This window comes from Pseudomonas sp. NFPP12 (assembly GCF_900103205.1).
In the GTDB taxonomy this organism is placed as follows: domain Bacteria; phylum Pseudomonadota; class Gammaproteobacteria; order Pseudomonadales; family Pseudomonadaceae; genus Aquipseudomonas; species Aquipseudomonas protegens.
This window is the reverse complement of record NZ_FMWW01000005.1, coordinates 357527-375693: the sequence shown is the minus strand read 5'-3', so window position 1 is coordinate 375693 and position 18167 is coordinate 357527. Positions and strand designations below refer to the sequence as shown.

The 18167-nt window shown below is 61.3% G+C and carries 17 protein-coding genes; 6 read left to right on the top strand and 11 right to left on the bottom strand.

Features of this window, described 5'->3' with window-relative positions:
• Positions 1-68 precede the first annotated feature (68 nt).
• Genes BLS75_RS22870 through BLS75_RS22860 form a run of 3 tightly spaced genes read right to left on the bottom strand, consistent with a single transcriptional unit; the run spans position 69 to position 2836 of the window.
• Positions 69-509, bottom strand: coding sequence for a Zn-ribbon domain-containing OB-fold protein (locus tag BLS75_RS22870; RefSeq protein ID WP_011064129.1), 441 nt, complete (start codon positions 507-509; stop codon positions 69-71).
• A gap of 12 nt (positions 510-521) precedes the next feature.
• Positions 522-1718: a thiolase family protein gene (locus tag BLS75_RS22865; protein WP_047338090.1), complete on the bottom strand. Its 1197-nt coding sequence runs from the start codon at positions 1716-1718 to the stop codon at positions 522-524.
• Positions 1719-1747: 29 nt separating this feature from the next.
• On the bottom strand, positions 1748-2836 hold the full coding sequence (locus tag BLS75_RS22860; RefSeq protein WP_072451831.1) for a hydroxymethylglutaryl-CoA synthase: 1089 nt from the start codon (positions 2834-2836) through the stop codon (positions 1748-1750).
• 461 nt (positions 2837-3297) lie between these two features.
• Here BLS75_RS22860 and BLS75_RS22855 point away from each other — a divergent pair, with 461 nt between their 5' ends.
• Positions 3298-3900 carry a TetR/AcrR family transcriptional regulator gene (locus BLS75_RS22855; RefSeq protein ID WP_011064126.1) on the top strand — a complete coding sequence of 201 codons (603 nt, stop codon included), beginning with the start codon at positions 3298-3300 and terminating at the stop codon, positions 3898-3900.
• Between the two features lie 51 nt (positions 3901-3951).
• Here BLS75_RS22855 and BLS75_RS22850 read toward each other — a convergent pair whose 3' ends face one another.
• Positions 3952-4836, bottom strand: a complete 885-nt coding sequence (locus BLS75_RS22850; RefSeq protein ID WP_072451830.1) for a 2,4-diacetylphloroglucinol hydrolase — start codon at positions 4834-4836, stop codon at positions 3952-3954.
• A gap of 141 nt (positions 4837-4977) precedes the next feature.
• On the opposite strand from BLS75_RS22850, the gene BLS75_RS22845 reads away from it, so the two are divergent.
• On the top strand, positions 4978-5649 hold the full coding sequence (locus BLS75_RS22845) for a TetR/AcrR family transcriptional regulator (RefSeq protein ID WP_041120329.1): 672 nt from the start codon (positions 4978-4980) through the stop codon (positions 5647-5649).
• 72 nt (positions 5650-5721) lie between these two features.
• On the opposite strand, the gene BLS75_RS22840 is transcribed toward BLS75_RS22845, so the two are convergent.
• From BLS75_RS22840 to BLS75_RS22815, 6 genes are all read right to left on the bottom strand, one after another.
• Positions 5722-6039 carry a DUF2388 domain-containing protein gene (locus BLS75_RS22840; RefSeq protein WP_011064123.1) on the bottom strand — a complete coding sequence of 106 codons (318 nt, stop codon included), beginning with the start codon at positions 6037-6039 and terminating at the stop codon, positions 5722-5724.
• A gap of 70 nt (positions 6040-6109) precedes the next feature.
• Positions 6110-6559 carry an NfeD family protein gene (locus tag BLS75_RS22835; RefSeq protein ID WP_019093574.1) on the bottom strand — a complete coding sequence of 150 codons (450 nt, stop codon included), beginning with the start codon at positions 6557-6559 and terminating at the stop codon, positions 6110-6112.
• 10 nt (positions 6560-6569) lie between these two features.
• Entirely contained in the window at positions 6570-7490 is a 921-nt protein-coding gene (locus tag BLS75_RS22830; RefSeq protein ID WP_011064121.1) for an SPFH domain-containing protein, read from the bottom strand.
• Between the two features lie 126 nt (positions 7491-7616).
• Complete coding sequence (locus BLS75_RS22825) at positions 7617-9224, bottom strand: methyl-accepting chemotaxis protein (RefSeq protein WP_011064120.1); 1608 nt, start codon at positions 9222-9224, stop codon at positions 7617-7619.
• 70 nt (positions 9225-9294) lie between these two features.
• On the bottom strand, positions 9295-11073 hold the full coding sequence (locus BLS75_RS22820) for a type IV pilus assembly ATPase TfpB (RefSeq protein WP_019095791.1): 1779 nt from the start codon (positions 11071-11073) through the stop codon (positions 9295-9297).
• Positions 11074-11186: 113 nt separating this feature from the next.
• Positions 11187-11504, bottom strand: a complete 318-nt coding sequence (locus tag BLS75_RS22815; protein ID WP_011064118.1) for a hypothetical protein — start codon at positions 11502-11504, stop codon at positions 11187-11189.
• Between the two features lie 124 nt (positions 11505-11628).
• Here BLS75_RS22815 and BLS75_RS22810 point away from each other — a divergent pair, with 124 nt between their 5' ends.
• Positions 11629-12099: an Lrp/AsnC family transcriptional regulator gene (locus BLS75_RS22810; RefSeq protein WP_011064117.1), complete on the top strand. Its 471-nt coding sequence runs from the start codon at positions 11629-11631 to the stop codon at positions 12097-12099.
• Positions 12100-12108: 9 nt separating this feature from the next.
• Here the strand turns inward: BLS75_RS22810 and BLS75_RS22805 are convergent, their stop codons facing one another.
• A complete protein-coding gene (locus BLS75_RS22805; protein WP_072451829.1) occupies positions 12109-13476 on the bottom strand; it encodes a CYTH domain-containing protein in 1368 nt (455 codons plus the stop codon).
• 158 nt (positions 13477-13634) lie between these two features.
• Here BLS75_RS22805 and argE point away from each other — a divergent pair, with 158 nt between their 5' ends.
• From argE to BLS75_RS22790, 3 genes are all read left to right on the top strand, one after another.
• Positions 13635-14792 (top strand): acetylornithine deacetylase, encoded by a 1158-nt coding sequence (gene argE, locus BLS75_RS22800; protein WP_011064115.1) that lies wholly within the window; start codon positions 13635-13637, stop codon positions 14790-14792.
• Positions 14793-14928: 136 nt separating this feature from the next.
• A complete protein-coding gene (gene argA / locus BLS75_RS22795) occupies positions 14929-16227 on the top strand; it encodes an amino-acid N-acetyltransferase (protein ID WP_011064114.1) in 1299 nt (432 codons plus the stop codon).
• A 502-nt stretch (positions 16228-16729) separates the two neighbouring features.
• Positions 16730-18103, top strand: coding sequence for an OprD family porin (locus tag BLS75_RS22790; protein ID WP_072451828.1), 1374 nt, complete (start codon positions 16730-16732; stop codon positions 18101-18103).
• The last annotated feature ends 64 nt before the right edge of the window (positions 18104-18167 follow it).

The following is an 18167-nucleotide window of genomic DNA, read 5'->3' as shown; positions in this document are numbered from 1 at the left end:
TTTAAGTTGGATTTTATTTTAATGGCTAACTTCAAGGTGCCTTATATAAAGGCACCTTGAATAACAACTTATATATCGAGTACGAACTTATAAGCGTATTGCCAGGCCAGGTTGCTTTCGCGCACATGCTTGCGGATCACCATGCGCACCGGCGCACCGACTTTCAGCTGTTGCTGATCGCACACATCGACGATTTCCGAAGCGATCACCAGGCCGTCGTCCAGGCGCACCATGGCCATGATGCGCGGCACGGTTTCGCCATAGCCCATGGCGGCCAGGATCGGATTCTCGGCCGGGGCCATGACCTCGATCTTGCCACTGCGCGCGCAGCGATACGGCTTCACACTCAGGGAGTTGCAAGCGCCGCAGACGGTGCGCCGGGGGAAGAAGATTTCGTTGCATTCTTCGCACTGGCTGCCTTCGAGGCGGTACTTGCCGCCATGCTCGCGCCATTCGCGAAGCATGCTGGCGGTGGTCATTCTGTGGATCTGTTCTGGGTACATGGACATGGTCCGGGCTCCTTAGTCGTTCGAGAGGACAATCACTGAGTTGTGCGCCGCGTAACCGCCAAGGTTCTGCGACACGCCGATGCGCGCGCCCTTGACCTGGTTGTCGGATTCACCCCTCAGCTGCCGGAACAGCTCGGTGATGTGCAGGATGCCGTCGCAGCCGGAGGCATGGCCGCGGCCGATGTTGCCGCCGTCGGTATTGAGCGGCAGTTGGCCATCCAGGGCGATGCCGCCTTCGAGCACGAAGTCGCCGGCCTGGCCCTTGCCACAGATGCCCATGGATTCCATCTGGATCAGCCCGGCGCCGAGCAGGTCGTAGACCTGGGCCACGTCGATGTCCTTGGCGGTGATCCCGGCTTTCTTGTAGGCGATTTCCGCACAGGCGATGGAGTTGGCCGAAACCGCCATGCCCACATCCTTGGGCAGGCCCGGATGATGCAGGGTCGGGTTGTGAAAGCGCGTACCGAAATAGTGGGAGACCCCGGTATAGGCGCAACCGCGTACGAACACCGGTTTATCGGTGTACTTGTGGGCCAGGTGTTCGGCCACCAGGATCGCGCAGCCACTGGCTTCGCCCCAGGCCAGCATCGAGCCGCAGGCTTCGCTGTTCTTCAACGCTTCCAGGGATGGAATCGGCTGGCCATAACGGGTGGCGGTGGGGGTGTTCTGTGCGTAGATGCGCATCTGCCGGCCGAAGGTGGCCAGTACGTCGGCCTCGCGACCGGCATAGCCGAACTTCTGGAAGTATTCGGCGGTGGCCAGGGCGAAGGCATCGGTGTGGGAGATGCCGAGGAAATAATCGTATTCACATTCAGTGCTGGAGCCGATGTATTCGGCGTAGTTGAAGTGATCGGTCATCTTCTCGAAGCCGCCGCACAGGACGATGTCGTACTCCCCGGACGCCACCATCTGGTGGCCCATCTGGAACGACACCGAGCTGCTGGTGCAGTTGGCGGTGCTCATGAAGGTCGGCGCCGGGCTGATGCCCAGGGCGTCGGAAATGGTCGGGCCCAGGCCGCCATATTCGGAAATGCCTTCACCGTGATAACCATAGGCCACGGCCTGGATTTCCCGGGGGTGCATCTTGGCGTCCTTGAGTGCCTTGTAGGCGGACTCGACGATCATTTCCTTGAACGTCTGCCGAACTCGTGAACTTCCGGGTTTCGGCGTATAGGCGGCCGAAACGATTGCAACACGACGTGCGCACATGTGCATGCTCCTTGCGTAGACAGGCGTAATCAGAGATAGGCGGTCAGGGCGTAGTCAGCCCGCAGGTACTTGAACTCGTACTTGATGGACGTGCCGTAGTCGACGTAGATCTTGGATTCCAGCAGTTCGCGCAGAGGCTTGTTGTGCTTCTGGTACTGCTCGATGGCATCGGTGACGGTCAGGGCGATGGCGTCGCTGCCGGCGCCGAAACCGTAGGACACCAGAAGAATTTTCTGCCCCGGGCGTGCCTGGTCCAGTACGTTGATCAGGCCGAGCAGCGGGCTGGCCGATCCGGCATCGCCAACGTTGCCGGCATAGATGCCCGGTTCCACCTGCTTGGGGTTGAAGCCCAGGTGCTTGGCCAGGGAGTAGGGGGTGGACACCAGGTTTTGCTGGAACACCACATAGTCATAGTCGGCGGGGCTGGTGTGCAGCTTGGCCATTAGGCCTTCGGCGGCGCGGCGGGTTTGGTCTTCCAGGCCGATGCTGTTCTTGTCCGAGCCCAGGCCCATGCCCGAACGAATGTAGCGATCGCCCTGGGGGCGGATGTTGTCGGCGACATCGGCGGCGCAGGAGAAGCTGGCGTCGAATTCGGCGATGACATTCTGGCTGCCAATCAGCAGCGCAGCGGCTCCGGCCCCGGCATAGGATTCGGTCAGGTCGCCCGGCGCGGTGTTGCGGTTGATGGTGTCGGCGCCGATGGCCAGGGCGCTGCCCGTCATGCCGGAAGCCACCAGCGCCTGGCAGATCTGCAGGGCAGAAGTTCCGGACTTGCCGGCGAACTGCACGTCGGCGCAATAGGCGTCGTAGCCGCTGCCGAGCATTTCCAGGATGATCGAAGCCGAGGCCCGTGAGTCATAGGGGTTGGTGCAGGTGCCCAGGTACAGGGCTTCGAGCTGATGGCCGGGGACTTTATCCAGGGCCCGTTGCGCCGCCAGTACCCCGAGGGTGATGACATCTTCATCCGGTTGCAGCACGGCTCTTTCCGTGACGCCGAGGTTTTCCTCCACCAGCTTGAGGTCGGTGTTTTTCCAGACGTTGATCACTTCCTGGACTTTCAGGCGGCATACCGGAATACCCGCGCCATAGCTGACAATACCTATCTTTTTCACGTTCATTTTCCTCTTGATTCCATTCTTTTCAGAAAACTGGGTCGTGCCTGCTCAGAAGCACCCTTGAAACATACGGAAAACAGTTTTGCTGCCTTTCTCCTGGCCACACCTGATGAAAGCTGCAGGCCAGAGCGGTGTAACAGCAGACTCCAAATAGGGGAAAACCCACTCGAAAGCTGTTTTTATTCACCTCACTATGCTATGATACGGAACGTTTCGTTTAGTAATAATTTCAGACGATCTAATCTCTTAAGGGAAAAGGGCCGAAGCCTCGAATTCGAGGAACTCCAAGTTACAAGGCCTGAGCTGCTCAACCCTTACGCGATATTTTAAAAACTAGATAGATCGGTGTAAGAAATTCATGATTCATTCAAGAATGAAACGAAACGGACCGTTTCATTTCGATTCGAGGGAATCCTATACCCTGCGTTGCGTTTGTCAAGCGCCCTGCCTGGAGATTTTTTATTGTGGCTCGTACCCCATCTCGCAGCTCCATCGGCTCTTTGCGAAGTCCCCATACTCATAAAGCCATTCTCACTTCCACCATCGAAATCCTTAAGGAATGCGGCTATTCCGGGCTCAGTATCGAGTCCGTCGCCCGTCGGGCGGGGGCCAGCAAGCCAACTATCTATCGCTGGTGGACGAACAAGGCGGCGTTGATCGCCGAGGTTTATGAAAACGAGAGCGAACAAGTCAGAAAATTTCCTGATCTCGGCTCGTTCAAGGCAGATCTCGACTTTTTGCTGCGAAATCTATGGAAAGTCTGGAGGGAGACTATTTGCGGCGAAGCCTTTCGCTGTGTGATCGCCGAAGCGCAACTGGATCCCGCAACCTTGACCCAGCTCAAGGATCAGTTCATGGAGCGCAGAAGGGAAATGCCTAAAAAACTGGTGGAAAATGCCATCAGCAACGGCGAGCTACCCAAGGACACCAACCGTGAATTACTGCTGGATATGATTTTCGGCTTTTGCTGGTATCGGCTGTTGACTGAGCAACTGACGGTGGAACAGGACATCGAAGAGTTCACTTCTCTGCTGATCAACGGTGTTTGTCCTGGTACGCAACGTTGATCCTTTCGAGCCATTAAGCCCTGGAGTTTCTCGGGCTTAATGGCTGTTGTTTCAGGCCGCGGGGGTGCCGAACTCTCGATACAGGTCCGGCAGGAAGCTGGCCAGATGATTGAACTCGCACATGTCGTGCACCGCGAACTCGTAGGCCAGGGTCTCCAGTTCGGCCTCGCCAAAGCCATTTTCCTTCAGCAGCGATGCAGCCTTTTCTGCCCCGGGAAAGCGGGCCATCGACGGGTGCGCCCCGACCCAGTAACGGCTGGTCAGGTACATGCCGCCCGGTACTTCCTTGAACAGATGCACCATCAACGACACCGGCACCTCAGGATGATCCGCCAGGCTCATCAGGGCGCTGACACTGCCGTCGATCTTCGCTTCGCGATACAGATCGGTGTTCAGGCCCAGGCTGGCCGGCTGCTGGAAGTCGATATGCAGGTGCATCAGGCGATCGCCGACATATTCCGACGCGCAGAAGGTGTTGCCATACAGCCGTTCCTCAAAACTCAGGGACTCATCGCACAGGCGCTGGTGGTGCACGCATGGGTTGCTGACATGGGCATAGGGGAACCACAGGGTGTAGCGCTCCGATTCCGCGGGGTGCCAGATGAACCACCACTTGAACATCTGCGCGGTGCAGCCGGGGAAGAACTTGCGGCTTTGCACGTAGGCCATCGGGCCCGGTAGCAGGGCGTAACCGGATTCCTCGCTGACAAAGTCCGATTCGAGCAGGCGATTGATGTCCTCGATGCTCGGGGTCAGGGTGTCTTCCAGGGCCATGGGGCCTTGCTGAATCTTGCGGACGGCGGACAGCGGCACGCGCATTTCCGAGCGGAAATACTTGGCGTAGGGCTTGTTCCTGACTGCCGCTTGATTGCGTAGGAACAGCTTCTGCATGGGCAGTGAGAAGTAGGTGAAGGGAGTCATGTTGCGCGCTTCCATGCTGATATCCTTTGGCGTGAATTGACAGATAGCCGCCATTTCGCTGCAACCCTTGACGGAATTGAACGAGAAACTGGCGCTTTGTAGCTAAGCAGTCCATAAACAAAAGTCAAATTTGAATTTAACTTAGTGAGAGCGCCTATGGCCGTTTCCGCTTCCCCGCAGCCAACTGCGGCCCGTGCGCCGCGTCAGGATGGCCAGGCCACCCGCCAACAGATCCTGGAAACGGCCGGCCAGCTTTTTGCGGAGCTGGGGTACGCCAACACCACCAGCAAGCAGATCTGCGAGAACTCCAGGGCCAACAACGCCTCGGTCAACTACCACTTCGAGAACAAGGACGGCTTGTATCGGGCGGTGCTGCGCGAGGCCCACGACCGCCTGGTGCGGATCGAGACCATGATCAGCCTGAGTGAAAGCCAGGGCAGCCCCGAGGACAAGCTGCGGGCGATCATCACCGTGCTCATCGAGGGGCTGGGCAACCAGCGTGAGGGCTGGGCGCTGAAAGTCCTGACCCGCGAACTGTTGTCACCCTCCGCGGTGCTGCCGGCGATCCTGGAGGAGCAGGCGTTTCCCAAGGCGAAGATCGTGCGCACCATCCTCGGCCAGATCATGGATCTATCGCCTGAGGACCCGGTCACCCTGCGCAGCGCCGTCAGCGTTTTTGCGCCCTGCCTGTTCCTGCTGATCGCTCATCAGCCGCTGGCGCGCAATGTGTTGCCCGGCCTGGAGCTGGATCCACCGGCGTTGATCGAGCACATGATGAGTTATGCCCTGGCCGGCCTGGCTGCAGTGTCCCGCACACCTGGGGTCTAGCCGGCTGATCGGGCACACAAAAACGCCGACCCTGGGGTCGGCGTTGGCTGTCGGCCATCCCTGGGGCGACGGTTACTCCTGAGCGACAGCGTTCTTCGCCAGGATGGCGTTGGCCAGTTCCATGTCGGTGGCCTTGAGGCCGGGGTTGTCGGCGCGGACTTTCTGCATGGCGGCTTCCAGGTACGGGCCGCGAATGCTGCCATCGCTGGCAACGAAGCTGCCGGCGTCATCCTGGGCGGCGACGATCAACTTGTGGTCCTTGAAGGTCAGGTAGGTGGAGCCGGTGGTGGCCCCGGAGGAAATGACGTTACGCCAGAAGGTGTCGGCCATTGCCGAACCAACGGGAAGAGACAGCAGGGCAAGGGTGGCGACAGCAATTTTCAGACGCATGATGGGTGACTCCGAAAGGGGGTATCTGCATCGTTTGATTCTAGATAACCCCGCGGAGTTCCGTGACTCATCAGTCAAGGTTTTCGACCAACAGGATTGCGCCTTCCTGGCCCACCACCCGTACCCGGGCGCCCACGGGGGCGTCGGCCCCCTTGGCGATCCACACGCCGTCGGCCACCTTGATCCGCCCGCGGCCGTCGACAATCGCCTGGTGCACCACAAAGGTCTTGCCGATCAGCTCCTGGCCCCGCAGGTTGAGGTTCGGCTGATCGCTGGGGCGTACCACGCTGCGCTGGCGGCGCCACCAATACAGTGCGGTGAGCACCGACAGCAGGCCGAACAGGAGGAACTGCACCTCCCATGACAGGCCGGGAATGAGAAAGGTCAGGACCCCGACTGTGGCGGCTGCGAGGCCGATCCACAGAAGGTAGCCGCCGGCCCCGAATACTTCGAAGATCAGCAGGATGGTGCCAAGGGCCAGCCAATCCCAGAACGATAGAGCTTGCAAAAATGCCAACATGAAGCCTGCCTCAGACCTTCTTGCTGTCGAACGTGGCCTTGACGATCTCGCCGATGCCGCCCACGGCGCCGATGACCTGGCTGGCCTCCAGCGGCATCAGGATCACCTTGCTGTTGTTGGCCGACGCCAGTTTGCCCAGGGCATCGATGTATTTCTGCGCGACGAAGTAGTTGATCGCCTGGACGTTGCCGGTAGCAATCGCCTCGGACACCACTTGGGTCGCCCGGGCCTCGGCTTCGGCCTGGCGCTCCCGGGCTTCGGATTCGAGGAATGCCGCCTGGCGTTCGCCCTCGGCTTCAAGAATCTGTGCCTGCTTCTTGCCTTCTGCGGTAAGGATGGCGGCGGCCCGCAGGCCTTCGGCTTCGAGGATCTGCGCACGCTTGACCCGCTCGGCCTTCATCTGCCCGGACATGGCTGCCATCAGGTCGGCGGGTGGGCTGATGTCCTTGATTTCGATCCGGGTGATCTTGATCCCCCAGGGGGCGGTGGCCTCATCGACGGTTCGCAGGAGTTTCTCGTTGATGCCGTCACGTTGGCTGAGCATGGCGTCCAGTTCCATTGAACCGAGCACCGTACGGATATTGGTTTGCAGCAGGTTGCGGATGGCGTGCTCGAGGTTGTTGACCTCATAGGCGGCCTGGGCGGTGTTGACCACCTGGAAGAAACACACGGCGTCGATCTGCACCGTGGCGTTGTCGGCGGTGATGACTTCCTGGGGTGGGATATCCAGCACGCTTTCCATCACGTTGATCTTGCGCCCGATGCGATCCATCACCGGAATGATGATGTTCAGCCCCGGCTTCAGGGTGTTGGTGTAGCGGCCGAAGCGTTCCACGGTCCATTGGTAGCCCTGGGGCACGACCTTGAAACCCATGAAGACGATGGCCACGGCGAGGCCGACGAAAAGTAACAACACGCTTCCGATCTGCATAACATTCTCCTGCTCAGATGTGATCAAGGGGCACAGGGGGGCGAGTGTACGGCGGCGCCCGGTCGCGCGCAGAGATACCGTGGCCCTTGCATCATCAGGACACACATCACCGGCGTGCCCGTGGCCTCACAGTTGGAAGCGGGTGACCGAGGTCTGCAAGGTGGCCACGGAGTTTTCCATCTGCTCCACGGTCTGGGTCAGCTCACGCATGGCCTGGCTGTTGCGCCGGGCTACCAGGCTGATCATCTCCACCCGTTGCGCCACTTCGCTACTGGCCTTGGACTGCTCGCCGATGGTGAGGGAAATCTCCTCCACCATCACCGCCGAGCGCTGGGCGCCCTGGCGGATCTCATTGATCGAGGTGCCCGCCTGCTGGGCCATCTGGACCCCATCGTTGACCCGGCTGACCCCGGTTTGCATGCTGTTCACGGCTTGTTCGGTGGTTTCCCGGATGCGTTCGATCATGCCGGTGATTTCCCGGGTGGACTGTGCGGTGCGGGCTGCCAGATTGCGCACTTCGTCAGCCACCACGGCGAACCCCCGGCCGGCTTCCCCGGCCCGGGCGGCTTCGATGGCGGCGTTCAGGGCCAGCAGGTTGGTCTGCTCGGCGATGCCATTGATCACCTGGATGATCGAGTGGATTTCTTCCGAGGACTGGCCCAGGGCGGTGATGCTGCGGGAAGACTGGTTCACCGCCTCGGCAATATGGCTCATGCCGTCCACGACCCCGAGGATTACCTGGCCGCCGCTACCGGCCAGGGATTCGGATTGGGCGGCAATGCCCTGGGCATTGCGCGCGTGTTCGGCCACCTGGGCGATATTGCTGATCATCTGCTCCATGGCGGCGGCCATGTTGGTGGCGCCGTCGGCCTGTTCGCTGGCGCCGTCGGCAATGCTCAACGACGTGTCGCTGAGGCTGTGGGAGCGGCCGCGCAACTCTTCGCTTTCATGGCGGATGGTGGTGATCATCTGCCGCAGGTTGTCTTGCATTTCTCCAAGGGCCTGTTGCAGTTGGCCGGCCTCGTCATGCCTGTCGACGCTGATAGGCGTGGTCAGATTGCCCTGGGCAATGGCCCGGGCGGTGGCCACGGATTTTTCCAGGGGTTTGAGCACCCGGGTGAGCAGCTGCCGGGTCAACAGGGCCAGTGCCAGGGCGGCCAGCAGGCTGCCGCCGATCAGCCACCAGGCGGCCTGGCGGACCGCACTTTCACTGAGTTCGCGGGTTTGGGCGGTGCTGGCTTCGATCTGGCTGCTGAGGGCGGCGTTGCGGCTCTCCACTTCGCTGAAGCGCTGGGAGAACTCCGGCATTTGCAGGCGCGCGGCCTGTGGGTCCTTGAGGGCCTGCCCGGCGATGTTCTCGGCGGCATGAATGTAGTTTTCCAGCACCGGCTGCAGCTCGGTGATGGCGTTGCGGATTTCCGGTGCCAGGGGCAACTTGGCGTTTTCCGCCAGGGCCTTGCGGAACCAGTCGCCGTGTTCGCGCAGGCTATTGCGGACCTCTTCGCCAGCGGCGGCATCGCCGGGCTGGCTGCTCAGGGCCTCCAGCACATCGGCCCGCAGGGCGTCGTGCATCATGTCGGCCTCCAGGTGGTTGCGCAGGGCGCTGGCGTTTAGCTCGTTGTCCACCAGTGCCCGCGCCAGGCGTGACTGGCCCCATAAACCCAGCCCGGCCACCAGGGCAATGGCCAGGAGGCTGACAACCCCGGTGGCGAGCATGTTTTGACGAATGTTCATACCGGGCTCCCTGCTTTTCTCGGCGGTGACTCAAGCGTAGTCCAGCGCCTGGGGTTCGCCTCCTGTGCCGCTATGGGGGCTGGTTGCCGGGCGTGACCCGTAGCACTTCCTCAAGGCTGGTCAGGCCTTGGGCAACCTTGTGCGCGGCAGCCAGGCGCAGGCTGCGCATGCCGTCGGCACAGGCCTGGTGGTGCAGGCGGGCAAGATCCAGGTCGCGATGGATCAGGGCCTTGAGGGGGGAGCCCAAGGGCATGATTTCGTAGACCCCGGTGCGCCCGTGGTAACCGGTACCCCGGCATTCGGCGCAGCCCACCGCGCGCTGGCCGCCGGCAGCGGGTGGCAGGTGCCGGGTTCCGGTCAGGCTTTCCCAGTCATCCGCCGTCAGCTGGGCGGGAACCTTGCAGTACGGGCAGAGGGTGCGCAGCAGGCGCTGGGCCATGACCCCGATCAGGGTGGCCTTGATCAGGTAATGGGGCACGCCCAGTTCCAGCAGTCGGCTGATGGCGCCGGGGGCGTCGTTGGTGTGCAGGGTAGACAGCACCAGGTGCCCGGTAAGTGCGGCCTGGATGGCCATTTCCGCAGTCTCCAGGTCACGGATCTCGCCGATCATGATGATGTCGGGGTCCTGGCGCATCAGTGCGCGCACGCCGCTGGAAAAACTCAGGTCGATATTGTGCTGGACCTGCATCTGGTTGAACGCCGGTTCGATCATCTCGATCGGGTCCTCGATGGTGCACAGGTTGACCTCGGGGGTCGCGAGCTTCTTCAGCGTGGTGTAGAGGGTGCTGGTCTTGCCCGAGCCGGTGGGCCCGGTGACCAGGATGATGCCGTGGGCCTGGGTGGTCATGGCTTGCCAGCGGCTCAGGTCATCGGTGCCAAAGCCCAACTGGTCGAAATCCTTGAGCAGGACCTGGGGATCGAAGATGCGCATCACCAGCTTTTCACCGAACGCCGTGGGCAGGGTCGAGAGTCGCAACTCGATTTCACTGCCGTCGGGGGTGCGCGTCTTGACCCTGCCATCCTGGGGCTTGCGCTTTTCCGCGACGTTCATGCGCCCCAGGCTCTTGAGGCGGCTGACGATGGCCAGGGTGACCTGGGGCGGGAACTGGTAGACGTTGTGCAATACGCCATCGATGCGAAAGCGCAGGGTGCCGTGCTCGCGGCGGGGTTCGATATGGATGTCGCTGGCCCTTTGCTGAAAGGCGTACTGGAACAGCCAGTCGACGATATTGACGATGTGCGCATCGTCGGCATCCGGCTCCTGGTCGCTGGCCCCCAGTTTCAGCAGTTGCTCGAAGTTGCCCAGGCCACTGGCTTTCTGTTCGCTGCTGGCGCCGCTGACCGACTTGGCCAGGCGATAGAACTCCAGGGTCAGGCGCTGGATGTCCAGCGGGCTGGCCACCACCCGTCGCACCGTGCGCTTGAGAACATGGGCCAGGTCTGCTTCCCAGGCACTGACGTAAGGTTGGGCGCTGGCCACGGTAACGCTCTGCCCATCCACGGCCACGGCAAGGATCTTGTGCCGCTGGGCGAAGGCGAAGGACATCAGCGGCGTGATGCTGGCCACGTCGATGCGCAGGGGGTCGATACGCAGGTAAGGCTGGCCGGCTTGCCGGGCCAGCCAGGCCGTGAGGCTGTCCAGGTCCAGATGTGCGCCGGGGTGCTGCAGGTCGGGCAATTGCTGGCCGGCGATCACTTCCAGGGGATGCAGCAGGTTACCGGCTGCCTGATGCCGGACGCTCATGACCTGTTCGGCGGCATCCTGGCTGATGCGGCCCTGGGCCAGCAATTCACGCAGCAGTTCGCTGAGGTCCAGCCAGCGGTCCTGGGGAAGGTGCGCGGCGCTCATGGGCGATTCCTTGGTGCTGTTGTCCAGATGTGGGTCTCTGACCACGAACAGCCAAGAATAGTCCCCGGGGCCTCAAGGGAATGCTTGCCAAGGGTTGCAGGGTTTTGCCGGGCTCAACCCGCGGCCTGCAGGCGCGAAGGTTCCGCCAACTCCAGCTCCACGTCACAGACACTGATCAGGTTGCGCAGCTTTGCGCCGATCACCTGGGCCCGATGCCAGCTCAGGTCGTCGAGTTCCACCTCCATATACAGCGTGGCGTCCTGCTGCTGCATCGACACCCGCTGCGGCACCAGGAACTGCAGGGCGAAGTGGTTGAGGATGCGGCACAGCACATCGGCCTCGGCGTCGGCCACTATCCGGTAGTGCACGCGACAGTGAGCATTGTTGAGGTTCCAGGCATCGGCGCGGGGGGCTGGCTCGAAAGGGGGCATGGCGGTCTCCAGGTCAGTGGAGAAATTTTTACATTCGGTTTCGGGTATTTCTTATCTAAGATTGGGTTTATTTGCTTGAATATGAATTGTTCAATTCAATTTTTAATGTTTATGGGTATTTATTATGCATAGCGACCTGGATGCCTATGACCGCCGCATCCTCGCGCTGCTGCAAGAGGACGCCTCGCTTTCCAGTGCGCAGATCGCCGAGCAGGTGGGGTTGTCCCAGTCGCCATGCTGGCGACGGATCCAGCGGATGAAGGAGGAGGGGGTGATCCGCGGCCAGGTGACCCTGCTGGACCGCAAGAAGATCGGCCTCAACACGCAGATCTTCGCCGAGATCAAGCTCAACGCTCACGGGCGCTCCAACTTCACCGAATTCACCGAGGCGATCCGCGGTTTTCCGGAAGTGCTGGAGTGCTATGTGCTGATGGGCGCGGTGGACTTTCTGCTGCGGATCGTGACCGCGGATATCGAAGCCTATGAACGTTTCTTCTTCGAGAAGCTGTCCATGGTGCCGGGTATCCAGGAGGTGAACTCGATCGTTGCCCTGTCGGAGATCAAGTCCACCACCAGCCTGCCGGTCATGCGCTGAGGGGCGGGGTTATAGGCGCAGGAGGGTTTTCCAGGCACGGTTCTGGAACACCGCGATGGCCTGCTGCTTGCGGGCGTCGAGGGCTTCGTCGGTGATCGGCTCGTTGGCCAACTGGGCCAGTTTGTTCAACTCGCCATAGAGACGATCCAGCTCCGGGATCTCCAGCGCGGAGCGGGCGTGGTGCAACCAGGCCTGGATGCGTTCAATGCGCGGCAACTGCTCGGCCAGGTCTTCCGGTTGCTGCTGATAGCGCGGCAGTTGCAGGGAGGTGGCTTCCTCGGCCAGCAGGCGTGGCAACCAGCTGCCCAGCTGTGCGGCGCCCTGGCGGTTGCCCCGGGTGTTGCGGTCAGCGGTCCAGGCCCGGGCCAGCAGCCAGCGCGAGGTATTCAGCGAGAACAGGCCCCAGCGCACATCCTGCAACTCTTCGATGAACTGCTCCGGCGCGGCCTTGCGCACGTCTTCATCATCAAGGCCGGCCTGTACCAGCGGACGCCAGTCTTCCAGCAGGGCGTCCAGGGCACCGCGCAATTCAGCGGTGGACTGGCGCGGTGCGGCCTGGCCCAGGCTGCTGGCCAGGGCTCGCAGCTCGGCAAGGTTGTCCACCCAGTCCTGCAGCAGGCGCCAGTGGCCATTGAAGCGGTACTGCTCGGCCAGGCGCTGGCTGCTGCCCAGCAGGTGCCAGGCCAGAGCGGCGAAAGCTTCGTCCAGGGGCGTCTCGGCGCTCAATTGCGGCGCGGGCAGGCTCAGGGAGTAGCTGCCGGCGTCGAACAGGCGATAGCCGCGCTCGGCCTTGCTGATGTCGCAGGGCATCAGCGGCAGGGTCAGGGCCAGCTCCGCTGCCAACTCCAGCAGGGCAGCCGGTTCGCCTTCACGCAGCTCCAGTTCCAGCTCGCAGATTTCTTCCTTTTGCTTGCCGGCGATCACTTGGCCCAAGTCCAGGGCGGCTTCGATCACCACCTTGGCCTTGCCGCGGCCCCAGGCGATTTCCGCGCGCTCGCGGACGAAATCCGTGGTGAACAATGGCTTGAGGGTCTTCTTGTCCAGTTCGGCCAGGGCTTCGGGCCAGCATTGGCCTTCGAGCTTTTTCACGTCCAGCTTGGCCTTGGCCAGTTGCCAGTCGTACTCGTTGCGTTCGGACAGGCCGGCGACGCTCTGGCCGCTGGTCTTCAGGGTCTGGATCACCGCGTCACCGTCGCGACGCAGGCGCAGGGCGACTTTGGCCCGGGCCAGGTCGCGTTCTGGGGTGTCGAAGTACTGATTCATCAGTTCACGGCGTTCCCAGCCACTTTTGTTGCGTTTTTTCAGTAGCGGGTGCTCGCGCAGGGCGGCGAGGGTTTCGCGGCTGACGCGGAGTTTGATTTCGGTTTCTTTCTGCATGGCCGGAAAATCCAGGATCGGGATCGCAGCCGGGGAATAGTTGGCTGCCAAGGCCGTGCAGTGTACAGGACAAGGCGCCCGCAGGTGCCGCGGCGGTTCCTTCCGCTTGCGGGATGCCTCTATGATGGGCCTCACATTGGGATTCCCGGAGACAGCTCATGCCCCTGCCGTCCATGAAGGATCAGTTTGCCGCGCTGATCGCCGCGCCATCGGTGAGCTGCACTCAAGCAGCACTGGATCAATCCAACCGTGCGGTGATCGACCTGCTGGCCGGTTGGCTCGGCGACCTGGGTTTTGCCTGTGACATCCAGCAGGTCAGCCCCGGCAAGTTCAACCTGCTGGCCAGTTTCGGCAGTGGCCCTGGCGGCCTGGTACTGGCCGGGCACAGCGATACCGTGCCCTATGACAGCGCGCTGTGGCAGACCGACCCCTTGAAGCTGACCGAAGTCGACGGCCGCTGGGTCGGCCTGGGCAGTTGCGACATGAAGGGTTTCTTCGCCCTGATCATCGAGGCAGTGCGGCCCCTGCTGGATCAGCCTTTCAAGCAGCCGCTGCTGGTCCTCGCCACTTGCGACGAAGAAAGCTCCATGGCCGGGGCGCGGGCCTTGGCGCAAGCCGGCCGACCCCTGGGGCGCGCGGCGGTGATCGGCGAGCCTACGGGGCTCAAGCCGATTCGCCTGCACAAGGGGGTGATGATGGAGCGCATCGAGATCCTCGGCCGCAGCGGCCATTCGTCGGACCCAAGCCTGGGTCGCAGTGCCCTGGAAGCCATGCACGATGCCATTGGCGAGCTGCGGGGTCTGCGGTTGCTGTGGCAGCGCGAGTACCGCAATGCGCAGTTCAGCGTCCCGCAACCGACCCTGAACTTCGGCTGCATCCATGGCGGCGACAACCCCAACCGCATCTGTGGCCAGTGTTCCCTGGAGTTCGACCTGCGGCCCCTACCGGGCATGGATCCGGACGTGCTGCGCGAGGCCATCCGGCAGAAGCTCAAGCCGATTGCCGAACGCCATGAAGTGAAGATCGACTATGCGCCGCTGTTCCCCGCGGTCCCGCCTTTCGAGCAGCCCGAGGATGCCGAGTTGGTGCGAGTGGCAGAGCGGTTGACCGGGCATCGTGCCGAAGCAGTAGCGTTTGGCACCGAAGCACCTTATCTTCAGCGCCTTGGCTGCGAGACCCTGGTGCTCGGCCCGGGTGATATCGCCTGTGCCCACCAGCCGGGGGAGTACCTCGAAATGTCACGCTTGCAGCCTACCGTGCATCTATTGCGTGAATTGATTGAACATTACTGCCTGACGCCGGCCCAATTTCAGTAAATTGCCGGTGGCCTTGTCCGTACCCATGAGGAGAGTAAGCGTGTTGCCAAGCCTGTTCCGACGATAACCATCAGCCCGCTGTGAGTTTTCCGTTTCGTCCTTTCATAGGCTGCTTTTTATTTACAGGCTCAGGTTCATGCCCGAATACGTCAATTGGCTTCGCCACGCGTCTCCCTATATCAATGCCCACCGCGACTGCACCTTCGTGGTCATGCTGCCCGGCGACGGCGTTGAACACCCCAACTTCGGCAATATCGTCCACGACCTGGTGCTGCTCCACAGCCTGGGGGTGCGCCTGGTGCTGGTGCACGGCTCGCGCCCACAGATCGAAGCTCGCCTGGCGGCCCGTGGCCTGACGCCCCATTACCATCACGGCCTTAGGATCACCGACGCGGCAACCCTGGAGTGCGTGATCGATGCCGTGGGCCAGTTGCGCATCGCTATCGAGGCGCGCCTGTCCATGGACATGGCCTCTTCACCGATGCAGGGCTCGCGGTTGCGGGTGGCCAGCGGCAACCTGGTGACTGCCCGTCCGATCGGCGTGCTGGAAGGCGTCGACTATCACCACACCGGCGAAGTGCGCAGGGTCGATCGCAAAGGCATCAATCGCCTGCTGGACGAGCGTTCCATCGTCCTGCTCTCGCCCCTGGGTTATTCCCCCACCGGGGAAACCTTCAACCTGGCCTGCGAAGACGTGGCCACTCGCGCCGCCATCGACCTTGGGGCCGACAAACTACTGCTGTTCGGCGCCGACCCGGGCCTGCTGGATGAAAACGGCAAGCTGGTGCGCGAATTGCGCCCGCAACAGGTGCCGGCGCATTTGCAGCGCCTGGGGGGCAACTATCAGGCCGAGCTGCTGGATGCCGCCGCCGAGGCGTGCCGCGGCGGGGTCGGACGCAGCCATATCGTCAGCTACGCCGAGGACGGCGCCTTGCTGACCGAGCTCTTCACCCGCGACGGCGGCGGCACCCTGGTGGCCCAGGAACAGTTCGAGCGGGTGCGCGAGGCGGCGATCGAGGACGTGGGCGGCTTGCTGGAGCTGATCAGCCCGCTGGAAGAGCAGGGCATCCTGGTGCGGCGTTCCCGCGAGGTGCTGGAGCGCGAGATCGAGCAGTTCAGTGTGGTGGAGCGCGAGGGCATGATCATCGCCTGCGCGGCCCTGTACCAGATTGCCGATTCCGATGCCGGTGAGCTGGCGTGCCTGGCGGTGAACCCCGAGTACCGCCATGGCAAGCGTGGCGACGAGCTGCTGGAAAGGATCGAGACCCGCGCTCGGGCCCAGGGCTTGAAGACGCTGTTCGTCCTCACCACTCGTACCGCTCACTGGTTCCGCGAGCGGGGTTTCGTGCCCAGCAGTGTCGAGCGCCTGCCATCGGCCCGGGCCTCGCTGTACAACTACCAGCGCAATTCGAAGATCTTCGAAAAAGCCCTCTGAACTCGCCTCTTTGCGCAGCTGGCCGCCACGGCCCGATCAATTGATCGAACCGTGGCGGCCAGTTGCACATGTCAGAAAAATTTCATTTCGATACAAAAACTGTAACAAATTGACGGGAGGATAGGCTCTTAGCCATGATTGCGTCGCTTTTTTGATCCTGAATGACGTTTTGCGCTTGTACACGCAGGGGATCTTGGGGGGCTGAGTCAGGGGAATATTTTTCAGAAATAAGCTTGCGAGCGTCTACGCTGCGATTCGTCGTCTGATAATGGCGAGCTTTATTCCTGAAAGGTATGAAAAAGAATTAAACAATTCTTTTTGGGTTTATGAGTAATTCATTACCCTGCATGGACCAAATCACTGCGATTAGACCATGGTCGTAGACACAGGTCGTTACGATTGACTTATCAGTCACGGTCTGGCGCTAATCGCGCATCTGTGGCACCCGGGCGTTCGATCCGGGGCCAGGAACCACAAGAATTAGAAACGAGAGGAGCGAAACATGAACAAGTCCACCTTGGCCCTGGCTGTGGCCGTAGGGGTTTTGGCGCAGCAGGCAGGCGCCGCCGGTTTCATCGAAGACAGCAAGGCTACCTTGGGGCTGCGTAACTTCTACATCAATACCGACAACCGCGACGGCGATACCAAAGCTGCTGGCGCTCAGAGTAAGCAGGAAGAGTGGGGCCAAGGCTTCCAACTCAACTTCACCTCCGGTTACACCGAAGGCACTGTAGGTTTCGGTCTGGATGCAATCGGCTTGCTGGGCATCAAGTTGGACTCGGGTGGCGGCACTAACGGTGCTACTCCCACCTCCTATGGCGGTACAGTATTTCCAAGCAAGTCCAATGGCGAAGCTGTTGATAACTACTCCAGTCTGGGCCTGACTGCCAAAGCCAAGATTTCGCAAACTGAATTGAAACTGGGCACCCTGCAGCCAAAACTGCCGGTTATCGTGACTAACGATGGTCGCATGCTGCCGCAAACCTTCCAGGGTGGTCAGATCACTACCAATGAGATCAAGGACCTGACTCTGGTCGGTGGTCAGATCGAGCACGCGAAGGGCCGCAACTCTAGCAACAACGAAGAGTTGTCGATTGCCGGCGCCAATGCTCACACCGCAGCCGGTCGTGACAGCAACAAGTTCATCTACGGCGGTGGCGACTATAAGATCACCAAAGATCTTACTGCTCAGTACTACTATGGCAACCTGCAGGACTTCTACAAACAGCACTTTGTGGGCTTGCTGCACAACTGGGCCATCGGCCCAGGCGTATTGAAGTCCGACCTGCGTTACTTCAACAGCCGTAACGATGGTGCCAATGGCCACGACTCGGCTTACTACACCACCGGTGACTACGGTACTGGCATCACCAAGGGCAAGGTTGATAACCGACTGCTCAGTGGCTTGTTCCTGTACTCGGTTTCCGGCCACACCTTCGGCGGCGGCTATCAGGTCAGCAACGGTGACAGCGACTTCCCTTGGCTGAACCAGGGTGATGGTTCTTCGGCTTACCTGACCACCGACATGCAGATCCAGAAATTCGCGCGTGCCGGTGAACGTACCTGGCAAGCTCGTTACTCCTACGACTTCGCCAAAGTGGGCCTGCCAGGCCTGACTGCTGGTGTGGTTTACCTGCGCGGCGACAACATCGACACATCCGGCAAGGTAGGGTCTACCACTCCACAGCGCACAGTCTCGGCTACTGGCCGCAGCGAGTGGGAACGTGACCTGACCGTCGCTTACGTTATTCCGGAAGGTCCACTGAAAAACCTGGGGCTGACCTGGAAAAACGCCATGTGGCGCAACGACATCCCGGGCCAGCGCGATCAGGACGAAAACCGCCTGATCGTCAGCTATTCGATCCCGCTGCTGTAATAGCGTGATAAAGCCTCGCCCGGCGCAATGCCGGGCGAGGTGTTGTTTCAAGTCAGGCCCACCC

Coding starts and splice junctions, on each gene's coding strand:
- BLS75_RS22865 (WP_047338090.1), bottom strand. CDS start 1,718: ATGTGCGCACGTCGTGTTGCAATCGTTTCGGCCGCCTATACGCCGAAA.
- BLS75_RS22810 (WP_011064117.1), top strand. CDS start 11,629: ATGCATAGCGACCTGGATGCCTATGACCGCCGCATCCTCGCGCTGCTG.
- BLS75_RS22840 (WP_011064123.1), bottom strand. CDS start 6,039: ATGCGTCTGAAAATTGCTGTCGCCACCCTTGCCCTGCTGTCTCTTCCC.
- BLS75_RS22870 (WP_011064129.1), bottom strand. CDS start 509: ATGTCCATGTACCCAGAACAGATCCACAGAATGACCACCGCCAGCATG.
- BLS75_RS22820 (WP_019095791.1), bottom strand. CDS start 11,073: ATGAGCGCCGCGCACCTTCCCCAGGACCGCTGGCTGGACCTCAGCGAA.
- BLS75_RS22860 (WP_072451831.1), bottom strand. CDS start 2,836: ATGAACGTGAAAAAGATAGGTATTGTCAGCTATGGCGCGGGTATTCCG.
- BLS75_RS22850 (WP_072451830.1), bottom strand. CDS start 4,836: ATGGAAGCGCGCAACATGACTCCCTTCACCTACTTCTCACTGCCCATG.
- BLS75_RS22805 (WP_072451829.1), bottom strand. CDS start 13,476: ATGCAGAAAGAAACCGAAATCAAACTCCGCGTCAGCCGCGAAACCCTC.
- BLS75_RS22830 (WP_011064121.1), bottom strand. CDS start 7,490: ATGCAGATCGGAAGCGTGTTGTTACTTTTCGTCGGCCTCGCCGTGGCC.
- BLS75_RS22815 (WP_011064118.1), bottom strand. CDS start 11,504: ATGCCCCCTTTCGAGCCAGCCCCCCGCGCCGATGCCTGGAACCTCAAC.
- argA (WP_011064114.1), top strand. CDS start 14,929: ATGCCCGAATACGTCAATTGGCTTCGCCACGCGTCTCCCTATATCAAT.
- BLS75_RS22825 (WP_011064120.1), bottom strand. CDS start 9,224: ATGAACATTCGTCAAAACATGCTCGCCACCGGGGTTGTCAGCCTCCTG.
- BLS75_RS22845 (WP_041120329.1), top strand. CDS start 4,978: ATGGCCGTTTCCGCTTCCCCGCAGCCAACTGCGGCCCGTGCGCCGCGT.
- BLS75_RS22835 (WP_019093574.1), bottom strand. CDS start 6,559: ATGTTGGCATTTTTGCAAGCTCTATCGTTCTGGGATTGGCTGGCCCTT.
- BLS75_RS22790 (WP_072451828.1), top strand. CDS start 16,730: ATGAACAAGTCCACCTTGGCCCTGGCTGTGGCCGTAGGGGTTTTGGCG.
- argE (WP_011064115.1), top strand. CDS start 13,635: ATGCCCCTGCCGTCCATGAAGGATCAGTTTGCCGCGCTGATCGCCGCG.